Source organism: Kitasatospora sp. NPDC041917 (assembly GCF_055589745.1).
This window is the reverse complement of sequence record NZ_JBVJBI010000009.1, coordinates 233,146-242,301: the sequence shown is the minus strand read 5'-3', so window position 1 is coordinate 242,301 and position 9,156 is coordinate 233,146. Positions and strand designations below refer to the sequence as shown.

The 9,156-nt window shown below is 74.0% G+C and carries 9 protein-coding genes; 8 read left to right on the top strand and 1 reads right to left on the bottom strand.

Going from position 1 to position 9,156, the window contains the following annotated elements:
• The first annotated feature begins 7 nt into the window (after positions 1-7).
• From ACZ6EM_RS14195 to ACZ6EM_RS14175, 5 genes are all read left to right on the top strand, one after another.
• Positions 8-1,132 (top strand): STM4014 family protein, encoded by a 1,125-nt coding sequence (locus ACZ6EM_RS14195; RefSeq protein WP_465772464.1) that lies wholly within the window; start codon positions 8-10, stop codon positions 1,130-1,132.
• Positions 1,133-1,221: 89 nt separating this feature from the next.
• Positions 1,222-2,064, top strand: coding sequence for an STM4013/SEN3800 family hydrolase (locus tag ACZ6EM_RS14190; protein ID WP_465772495.1), 843 nt, complete (start codon positions 1,222-1,224; stop codon positions 2,062-2,064).
• Positions 2,061-3,395: an STM4012 family radical SAM protein gene (locus ACZ6EM_RS14185; protein ID WP_465772463.1), complete on the top strand. Its 1,335-nt coding sequence runs from the start codon at positions 2,061-2,063 to the stop codon at positions 3,393-3,395. The genes ACZ6EM_RS14190 and ACZ6EM_RS14185 overlap by 4 nt, the downstream gene beginning before the upstream one ends.
• Positions 3,392-4,306: an STM4011 family radical SAM protein gene (locus ACZ6EM_RS14180; protein ID WP_380544834.1), complete on the top strand. Its 915-nt coding sequence runs from the start codon at positions 3,392-3,394 to the stop codon at positions 4,304-4,306. The genes ACZ6EM_RS14185 and ACZ6EM_RS14180 overlap by 4 nt, the downstream gene beginning before the upstream one ends.
• A 192-nt stretch (positions 4,307-4,498) precedes the next feature.
• Positions 4,499-4,879, top strand: coding sequence for a VOC family protein (locus tag ACZ6EM_RS14175; RefSeq protein ID WP_401053424.1), 381 nt, complete (start codon positions 4,499-4,501; stop codon positions 4,877-4,879).
• A gap of 75 nt (positions 4,880-4,954) precedes the next feature.
• On the opposite strand, the gene ACZ6EM_RS14170 is transcribed toward ACZ6EM_RS14175, so the two are convergent.
• Positions 4,955-5,665 (bottom strand): rhomboid-like protein, encoded by a 711-nt coding sequence (locus ACZ6EM_RS14170; protein ID WP_465772462.1) that lies wholly within the window; start codon positions 5,663-5,665, stop codon positions 4,955-4,957.
• A 289-nt stretch (positions 5,666-5,954) separates the two neighbouring features.
• Between ACZ6EM_RS14170 and ACZ6EM_RS14165 the strand changes: the two genes are divergently transcribed.
• From ACZ6EM_RS14165 to ACZ6EM_RS14155, 3 genes are all read left to right on the top strand, one after another.
• Complete coding sequence (locus ACZ6EM_RS14165) at positions 5,955-6,614, top strand: rhomboid-like protein (protein WP_465772461.1); 660 nt, start codon at positions 5,955-5,957, stop codon at positions 6,612-6,614.
• 211 nt (positions 6,615-6,825) lie between these two features.
• Entirely contained in the window at positions 6,826-8,238 is a 1,413-nt protein-coding gene (gene argG, locus ACZ6EM_RS14160; RefSeq protein ID WP_401054475.1) for an argininosuccinate synthase, read from the top strand.
• Between the two features lie 238 nt (positions 8,239-8,476).
• Positions 8,477-9,145: a GAP family protein gene (locus ACZ6EM_RS14155; protein ID WP_401054474.1), complete on the top strand. Its 669-nt coding sequence runs from the start codon at positions 8,477-8,479 to the stop codon at positions 9,143-9,145.
• Positions 9,146-9,156 lie beyond the last annotated feature (11 nt).

Genomic DNA, 9,156 nt, shown 5'->3' with positions numbered 1-9,156 from the left:
GGAGGCGATGACCGTGCGACTGACCGTCCTCGGCAACCCGGGGCACCGACGGGTGACGCTGTTCGCGGCCGCCGCCCGGGCCGCCGGACTGCCCGAGCCCGCCGTCCTGCCCTGGCTGGACGTGCTGCGCGGCCGGTACCGGCTGCCCGAGGACGGCCTGCTGCGCATCGAGTCGCCCGGCGAGGAGCCCGAGGTCGACCGGCTGCTGCGCGGCCCGGCGCTCAGCCCCGGCTACGCGCCGACCAGGGTCGAGGGCACGGCCGTCTGGTACGCGGGCGTCATCGCCGCGCTGCGCGGGCTGGCCGCCCGGCCCGGCGTACGGCTGCTCGGCGATCCGGAGGAGATCGCCGTGATGTTCGACAAGCGCCGGGCACACGCGCTGCTCACCGCGGCCGGGGTGCCGGTGCCCAGGGCGCTCGGCGGCGAGGTCACCGGCTGGGAGCACCTGCGCGAGCGCCTCGCCGCGGCCGGCCTGCACCGGGTCTTCGTCAAGCCGGCGCACGGCTCCTCCGCCTCCGGGGTGATGGCCCTGGAGTTCGGGCCGCGCGGGCAAGTGCAGGCCACCACCTCGGTGGAGCTCACCGACGGCGGCCTGCACAACTCGCTGCGGGTGCGCCGCTACCGCGGCGAGCGGGAGGTCGCCGCGATCGTCGACGGCCTGGCACCGGACGGCCTGCACGTCGAGCAGTGGATCCCGAAGGCCTCGCAGTCGGGGCGCTCGGCGGACCTGCGGGTCGTGGTGGTCGCCGGCCGGGCCACCCACGCCGTGGTGCGCACCAGCACCCAGCCGATGACCAACCTGCACCTCGGCGGCGCCCGGGGCAGCATCGACCAGGTCCGGGAGGCCGCGGGGCCTGCCTGGCCGGCCCTGCTGGAGACGGCCGAGCGCGCGGCGGCCTGCTTCCCCGGCTCGCCGATGGTCGGCGTCGACGTGCTGCCCACGGCCGGCTGGCGGCGCGCCCTGGTCGGCGAGGTGAACGCCTTCGGCGACCTACTCCCCCGCCTCACCGGCCTGCCCGGCGGCCCCGCCGAGGGCCTGGACACCTACGGCGCCCAGCTGGCCGCCCTCACCGCCCCCTCCCCGTCGTCGCCCGCGACGACGGACCACCAGATCACGGAACCCGCTCGATGAACCACCTGACCACCACCCCGACCCCGGCCCAAACCCCGGCCCACACCCCGGCCCCGGACCACACCCCGGCCCCCGCTCCCACCCCCGACATGAACGCCGTCGTGGGCAGCCACGACCTGCTGCTCGTCACCCTCGACACGCTCCGCTTCGACGTCGCCGAGGAACTGGCCGCCGCCGGCCGCATCCCGCACCTCGCCGCCGTCCTCCCCGGCGGCCGCTGGGAGCGCCGGCACGCGCCCGGCAGCTTCACCTACGCCTCCCACCAGGCGATCCTGGCCGGCTTCCTGCCGACCCCGGCCTCCCCGGACGGACCGCACCCGCGCCTGTTCGCGGCCCGCTTCGCCGGATCCGAGAGCACCGCCCCGCGCACCTGGGTCTTCGACGCCCCCGACCTGCCGACGGCCCTGGCCGCGGCGGGGTACCGCACGGTGTGCATCGGCGGCGTGGGGTTCTTCAACAAGCAGGGTGCCCTGGGGTCGGTGCTCCCCGGCCTCTTCCAGGAGAGCCACTGGGCACCCGAGTCCGGCGTGGCCTCGCCGACGTCCTTCGAGGTGCAGGTCGCCCGGGCCGAGCGGGTCGCCGCCGAACAGCCCGCCGACCAGCCGCTGTTCCTCTTCCTGAACGTCTCGGCGCTGCACCAGCCGAACTGGTTCCACCTGCCCGGCGCCACCCGCGAGCACGGGGACTCGCGGGCCAGCCACGCCGCCGCCCTGGAGTACGTGGACGCGCACATCGGCCGGCTGTTCGCCGCGATGAGCGCCCGCCGCCCCTGCTTCGCGATCGTCTGCTCCGACCACGGCACCGCCTACGGCGAGGACGGCTACACCGGGCACCGGATCGGCCACGAGGTGGTCTGGACGGTCCCGTACGCGCACTTCACCCTCCCCGCCCGACCGGCGGGCGCCGCCGCGACCTCCGAGGAGCCCGCATGACCACCGCGCCCCCGCGCCCGGACTCGCCGTACCAGTCGTACGTCTACGCGTACCCGCACAAGACGGCCTACCGCCCGTTGCCCGAACGTCCGCCGCTGCGCGAACTGTGGGCCGGCGAGCCGCAGCACGCGCTCTCGCTCTACCTGCACATCCCGTTCTGCGAGGTCCGCTGCGGGTTCTGCAACCTGTTCACCCGGATCGGCAGCCCGGAGGGCCTGACCACGGCCTACCTGGACGCCCTGGAGCGCCAGGCCGCGGCGGTGCGCGCCGCGCTGGACGACGGGGCCCGGTTCGCGCTGGCCGCGTTCGGCGGCGGCACTCCCACCTATCTGACGGCCGGCGAGCTGGAACGGCTGTGCGACATCACGGAGCGGCGGATGGGCGCCGACCTGCGGGCGGTACCGCTCTCGGTGGAGGCCTCGCCCGCCACCGCGACCGCCGACCGGCTGGAGGTGCTGGCCGCCCGGGGCACCACCCGGCTGAGCCTGGGCGTGCAGTCCTTCGACGACGCCGAGGCGCGCTCCGCCGTCCGCCCGCAGAAGCGGGCCGAGGTGGAGGCCGCCCTCGGCCGGATCCGTGCGGCCGGGTTCCCGGTGCTCAACATCGACCTCATCTACGGCATCGACGGCCAGACCGAGGCGAGCTGGCTCCGCTCGCTGGACACCGCGCTCGCCTGGCGGCCCGAGGAGCTGTACCTCTACCCGCTGTACGTCCGTCCGCTGACCGGCCTGGCCCGGCGCGGGGAGCAGGAGAGCCGGTCCGCCTGGGACACCCGGCGGCTCGCGCTCTACCGGGCCGGCCGCGACCACCTGCTCGCCCACGGCTACCAGCAGGTGTCGATGCGGATGTTCCGCCGGGCCGCCTCCCCGCAGGCCGGGGCGGGCGAGTACGCCTGCCAGACCGACGGCATGGTCGGCCTGGGCTGCGGCGCCCGCTCCTACACCTCGCGGCTGCACTACTCCTTCGACTACGCGGTGAACGCCACCGAGGTGCGCGGCATCATCGACGACTACGTCGCCACCGAGGACTTCCACCGTGCCGAGGTGGGTCACTGGATGGGCGGGGCGGAGCCACGCCGACGGCACCTGGTGCAGTCCCTGCTCCAGGCCGAGGGCATGCCGCTGGCGGACTACCGTGCCCGGTTCGGCGGGTCCCCGGCCGAGGACTTCCCGGCGGAGCTGGCCCGGTTCGCCCAGCGTGGCTGGCTCGCCGCCGGCGACCCGGCGTTCCTGCGGCTCAGCCCGGAGGGCCTGGCGCACTCGGACGCCGTCGGGCCGATGCTGTTCTCGCCCGGGGTCCGGGCCCTGATGGCGGCGTACGAGGCGAAATGACCTTCCTCGGCATGCCCTCCGCCTCGCCGCCGGAGGAGGACGGCGCGCGGGACCTCACCCTGCTCTACCGCGGTCCGCTCTCCTCCTGCGACTACGACTGCCCGTACTGTCCGTTCGCCAAGCGGCGCGACAGCCCCGGACAACTGCGGGCCGACCGGGCCGCGTTGGAGCGCTTCACCGGCTGGGCCGCCGGGCGCGCGGGCACCGGCGACACCCTGTCGCTGCTGTTCACGCCCTGGGGCGAGGGGCTGGTGCGGTCCTGGTACCGCCGCGCGCTGGTCGAGCTGAGCCGCCTGCCGCACGTCCGCCGCGTCGCGATCCAGACCAACCTCAGCTGTCGCACGGGCTGGCTCGCCGAGGCCGACCTCGACGCCCTCGCCCTCTGGGTCACCTTCCATCCCGGCCAGGTCACCCGTGACCGCTTCCTCGCCAAGTGCCGCGAGCTGGACGCACTCGGTGTGCGGTACAGCGTCGGCGTCGTCGGCCAACCCGAGCACCTCGACGAGGCCGGCCGGCTGCGCGCCGAGCTCTCCGAGGACGTCTACCTGTGGGTCAACGCCGCCGAGGGCCTCGACTACACCGACGCCGAGGCCGCCCGATGGGCCGCTCTCGACCCGCACTTCGGCTACAGCCGGCACGCCCATCCCAGCGCCGGGCTGCCGTGCCGCACCGGCGAGTCCGTGCTGTCGGTGGACGGCGACGGCACGGTGCGCCGCTGCCACTTCGTCCGGGACGTCCTCGGCAACCTGTACGACGGCAGCTACCGCACCCGACTGCGGGCGCGGGCCTGTCCGTTGCCGGTCTGCGACTGTCACATCGGCTACGTCCACCTGGAGGCCCTGCCGCTGTACGAGCTGTTCGGTGCGGGAGTACTGGAACGTGTGCCGCACGGCTGGCCACGGGGCCGGTGACACCTCCGCGGCCGGCCGGCCACCCCGGGTGAAGGCCTCACTTCGCCCGCGCCGCCGAGGTCACCTCGCTCCGGAGGCCGGCCCCGCATGACGTCCGGCAACCTCCCGCGCACAGTCCGAAGCCGTTCCGCGCCCACCGGGCGGTACCGCCCGCACATCCCTAGCCTGGTGACAGGGAGGAGGCGAAACATCATGCTTGGAGACGCTCCGCTGCAAGCAGTCATCCCCGCCGCCGATCTCGCCCGCGCCAAGGCCTTCTACACCGACACCCTCGGTCTCAAGCTCGCCGAGGAGAGTGAGGAGGAGTTCGTCTGCGACACCGGCGGCACCCAGGTCACCGTCTACCACACCCCCAGCGGGGGTCAGGCCGCCCACACCCTGGCCAGCTTCAAGGTCGCCGACCTCGACACCGAGATGGCCGGCCTCCGCGACCGCGGCATCACCTTCGAGGAGTACGACTTCCCCGGTCTGAAGACCGTCAACGGCGTCGCCGAGGGCGAGGGCATGCGCGCGGCCTGGTTCAAGGACAGCGAAGGCAACATCCTCTGCGTGTCCCAGCGATTCGGCCGGTAGTCGTCCCGCCACCCGCCCGGTCGGCGGGCGGCCCCGCAAAACCGCCCGCCGACCCGTCCCATCGGCCGCCGTCGGTCACCGTCGGCGCGCCCGCCGCCAGACCGTGCGGGCCGAGGCGACCGGGTCGAAGGAACCCGGGCGGTCGCGGGTCAGCGGGTAGCAGGCGAAGCCGATCAGGGCCGCGCTGAAGTGGCCGATGCTGGTGTAGTCCCGGCTCTGCAGCACGCCCAGTCCGTAGACCACCAACACCCCGGCCGCGTACAGGTACCGCCAGGGCCGGACGATCAGATAGGTGAGTACCGCGACCACTCCGGCCAGCGCATAGCTGACGCCGTAGTCCAGGGTGTAGACGGCGCTCGGCGAGGCCAGCCCGTGGTGGATCGCCCAGCCGAGCACGCCCTCGCTGAGGTACGTGGCGCCGACGTGCGCGAGCGCCGCCACCGAGATCCAGCGCAGCGTGCCGAGCCATCGTTCGGCGGGCACGTGGAAGAGGTTGTACAGCAGGAAGTAGGACAGCCAGCCGCCGCCCGCGATCCACAGGGCACTGGTCACCAGGACACGGACCGGCGAGACCTGGAGGTGGTGGAGGTTGGTCGAACGCCGCTCCAGGATGCGGTCGGCGGTCGCCGGATCGACGTGCCGGATCACCTGCGTGGTGACGAGCAGGATCGCGAGCCAGATGTAGGTCCCCGGCGCGCGCCGGACGTAGGCCCACACCGCGTGGGCGGCACGCGCCCACCGGGGCCGCCGGTGTGCCTCGGGGCCCTTGGCGGTGCTGCCGGCCATCGACGCCTCCTCGCGACACTCCTCACCATCCCCCTCACCCTCGCCCCCGCCCGGCCCCGCCGCCACCCACCACCGGTCGCCGGGTCGCCGGGTCGCCCGCCACCCGCAACGACCTGCCACCACGGCGTGGCCGCACGAGAGAACCGCACCTCCCGGCACCCCGCCTCCGGCCCCGGCGCCTTCCGGCCGTTCGCGTACGCTGACGCTCGGACCGTCCCGGCCGCCGCCTTCCCCGCCGCGCACCGGGCGAGCCGGTTCCGGGAACCGCCGAACAAGGGCACCAGGCACGATGAGCGATCGCCTCGCCACGAGGACACCGACCGGCCCCGCGGCTTCCCGGCACCCGGCGCTGAGAGCCGCCGTCCGGCTGCGCCTCACCACGGCGTACGTCCTGCTGCTGACCGTGACGGCCTCCTGGCTGGCGAGCCAGGGCCATGCCGAGCGGGCCCGGTTCGTGCGGCACAACAGCAGCAACGTCCATCACATGGAAGTGGGCAAGTGGTGGACCCTGTTCACCAGTGGCCTCGTGGTCGACGGGGTTCCGTCCTGGGCGGGGATCGCGGCGGTCGCCGTCGTCCTGGGCCTGGCCGAGTGGCGCTGGGGCCCGGCCCGGGCCGGTGCGGTCTTCGTCTTCGGGCACCTGGGCGCCACCCTGATCACCGAGGGCGCCATGTGGGTGATGGTGACGGCCCGCATCCCGGGCGCGCTCTCCCGCGCCCGGGACGTGGGCATCAGTTACGGCCTGGTCGCCACCGGTGCCTGCCTCCTCGCGCTCGGCCCGCGTCCGCTGCGTCGCTTCGGACTGTCGGCGCTCGCCGTGGCCCTGGCCGCCGCCTGGGCGCTGGATCAGCAGCTGGCCGACGCCGGCCACCTGGTCGCCCTCGGGCTGGGCGCACTCGCCTCCCGTACCGCCTGGCTGCGCACCCGGGCACCCGCCCCGACCCCCTGATCGGCCCCAACTACCCGTCCGGCCAAGCAAGTCGGCCGGATCACCGCCCGATGCGCGGCGGCCGAACAGCCCCCTGCAGCCATCCAGGCTTTCGTATGCTCTTGCATTACTCTGCAAATCTATGCCAGAGTTCGGGCATCGGATCGATTACGCCGAATCCCGTCACACATCGCTAGATCAGGGGCCTGCTATGCGGGTCAAGGGTGCATCCATGTCGAAGGTCTTGAGCAAGCTGCCGGTCGGTGAACGGATCGGCATCGCATTCTCCGGTGGGTTGGACACCTCCGTCGCCGTCGCGTGGATGCGCGAGCACGGTGCGTTCCCCTACGCCTACACGGCCGACATCGGCCAGTACGACGAGCCGAACCTCGCCGACGTCCCGGCCCGTGGCCGCGCGTACGGCGCTGAGCAGGCCCGGCTGGTCGACTGCCGAGCCGCGCTGGTCGAGGAGGGCCTGGCCGCCCTCGCCTGCGGCGCCTTCCACATCCGCTCCGCCGGGCAGACGTACTTCAACACCACCCCGCTCGGCCGCGCGGTGACCGGCACCCTGCTGGTGCGCGCCATGCAGGAGGACGGCGTCTCCATCTGGGGCGACGGCTCCACCTACAAGGGCAACGACATCGAGCGGTTCTACCGCTACGGCCTGCTGGCCAACCCCAGCCTGCGGATCTACAAGCCGTGGCTGGACCAGGCGTTCGTCGACCAGCTCGGCGGCCGCAAGGAGATGTCCGAGTGGCTCGCCGAGCGCGACCTGCCCTACCGGGACTCCGCCGCGAAGGCCTACTCCACCGACGCCAACATCTGGGGCGCCACCCACGAGGCCAAGCGGCTGGAGTACCTGGACACCTCCCTGGAGATCGTCAGCCCGATCATGGGCGTGGCCTTCTGGGACCCCGAGGTCGAGATCCTGACCGAGGACGTCACCGTCGAGTTCGAGTTCGGCCGCCCGGTCCGGATCAACGGCCAGGAGTTCGCCAGCGCCGTCGACCTGGTCCACGAGGCCAACACCATCGGCGGCCGGCACGGTCTGGGCATGTCGGACCAGATCGAGAACCGCATCATCGAGGCCAAGAGCCGGGGCGTCTACGAGGCCCCCGGCATGGCGCTGCTGCACATCGCCTACGAGCGGCTGCTCAACGCCATCCACAACGAGGACACCATCGCCACGTACCACACCCAGGGTCGGCGGCTCGGCCGGCTGCTGTACGAGGGCCGCTGGTTCGACCCGCAGTCGCTGATGCTCCGGGACAGCATCCAGCGCTGGATCGGCCACCCGGTCACCGGCAGCGTCACCCTGCGGCTGCGGCGCGGCCAGGACTACTCGGTCCTCGACACCCAGGGCCCCCACTTCAGCTACCACCCGGAGAAGCTGTCGATGGAGCGCAGCGTCGACGCCGCGTTCGTCCCGGACGACCGCATCGGCCAGCTGACCATGCGCAACCTCGACATCGCCGACTCGCGCAGCAAGCTGGAGCAGTACGCGGTGCACGGCCAGCTGGCGCCGTGGAGCGGCCTGATCGGCGAGCTCGCCCCGGGCGGCGCGGCTCCCATCGCCGCCGGCACCGGTGACGAGAAGGACCCCACCGCGCTCGACCACGCGGCGATCGAGTCCGGCACCGACTGACGCAGCCCGTGCCCGCGGAGGGCCGTCGCACCCCGGTGGTGCGGCGGCCCTCCGTCGCTCTCCGCCTCACGCTCCGCCCGCACCCGCCCGTCGGCACCCTTCGGTGCCCATCCCCGCACCCGCTCGAACCCGCGCTCCGCTCCACCCTCACCCGAACGGCGGCACCGGCCGTGCGCCGCCCGCCCGTCGGTAGCTGAATGGCGGACGGCGCCCGGCGGCGGGAAGGGCAGGTGCGGGGATGGGCGAGGCGATCGGCCCGATGCTGGCCTCCGCGGTGGCGGTCGCGCTCTCCCCGCTGCCGCTGATCGCCCTGCTCCTGATCCTCGCCTCACCGCGCGGCCGGGCCAACGGGGTCGCCTTCACGGCCGGCTGGCTGCTCGGCCTGACCGCGGTGGTGGCCGCCGTCGTGGCGGCGGGAACCGCGTGGAACCCCACCCGCACCGCGCCGACCTGGCCGTCCTGGCTGAAGCTCGCCCTCGGTGTCGTGCTCCTCCTGCTGGCCGCCCGGCAGTGGCGCGAGCGGCCGCGCCCCGGCCGGGTCACCGCGCCGCCGGTCTGGCTGCTCTCGATCGACCGGCTGTCCGCCGCCCGGTCCGCCGGTCTCGCCGTGGTCCTGGTCGTGACCCGTCCGAACACCCTCGTCCCGGCCGTCGGCGGGGCCGCCTCCATCGCCGCCGCCCCGACCGGTGGCTGGGAAGCGGCGATGGCGGCCGCCGTGCTGGTGCTGCTCGGTTCGCTGGGCACCCTGGTGCCCTTCGCGGTCCACCTGCGGGCCGACGGCCGCGCGCGGCGCTCCCTCGGCGAGTTGCGGGCCTGGACGGCCACCCACAACGCGGCGATCATGGTCGTCGTCCCGCTGCTGCTCGGCGCGGAGTACCTGGGCGCCGCCGTTTCCGGGCTCACCTGACCCCCTGCCCT

What these genes read in the sequence shown, in the direction of transcription:
- ACZ6EM_RS14175 (WP_401053424.1), top strand. Translation starts at nt 4,499, where the DNA reads ATGCTTGGAGACGCTCCGCTGCAAGCAGTCATCCCCGCCGCCGATCTC.
- argG (WP_401054475.1), top strand. Translation starts at nt 6,826, where the DNA reads ATGTCGAAGGTCTTGAGCAAGCTGCCGGTCGGTGAACGGATCGGCATC.
- ACZ6EM_RS14180 (WP_380544834.1), top strand. Translation starts at nt 3,392, where the DNA reads ATGACCTTCCTCGGCATGCCCTCCGCCTCGCCGCCGGAGGAGGACGGC.
- ACZ6EM_RS14195 (WP_465772464.1), top strand. Translation starts at nt 8, where the DNA reads ATGACCGTGCGACTGACCGTCCTCGGCAACCCGGGGCACCGACGGGTG.
- ACZ6EM_RS14165 (WP_465772461.1), top strand. Translation starts at nt 5,955, where the DNA reads ATGAGCGATCGCCTCGCCACGAGGACACCGACCGGCCCCGCGGCTTCC.
- ACZ6EM_RS14190 (WP_465772495.1), top strand. Translation starts at nt 1,222, where the DNA reads ATGAACGCCGTCGTGGGCAGCCACGACCTGCTGCTCGTCACCCTCGAC.
- ACZ6EM_RS14155 (WP_401054474.1), top strand. Translation starts at nt 8,477, where the DNA reads ATGGGCGAGGCGATCGGCCCGATGCTGGCCTCCGCGGTGGCGGTCGCG.
- ACZ6EM_RS14185 (WP_465772463.1), top strand. Translation starts at nt 2,061, where the DNA reads ATGACCACCGCGCCCCCGCGCCCGGACTCGCCGTACCAGTCGTACGTC.
- ACZ6EM_RS14170 (WP_465772462.1), bottom strand. Translation starts at nt 5,665, where the DNA reads ATGGCCGGCAGCACCGCCAAGGGCCCCGAGGCACACCGGCGGCCCCGG.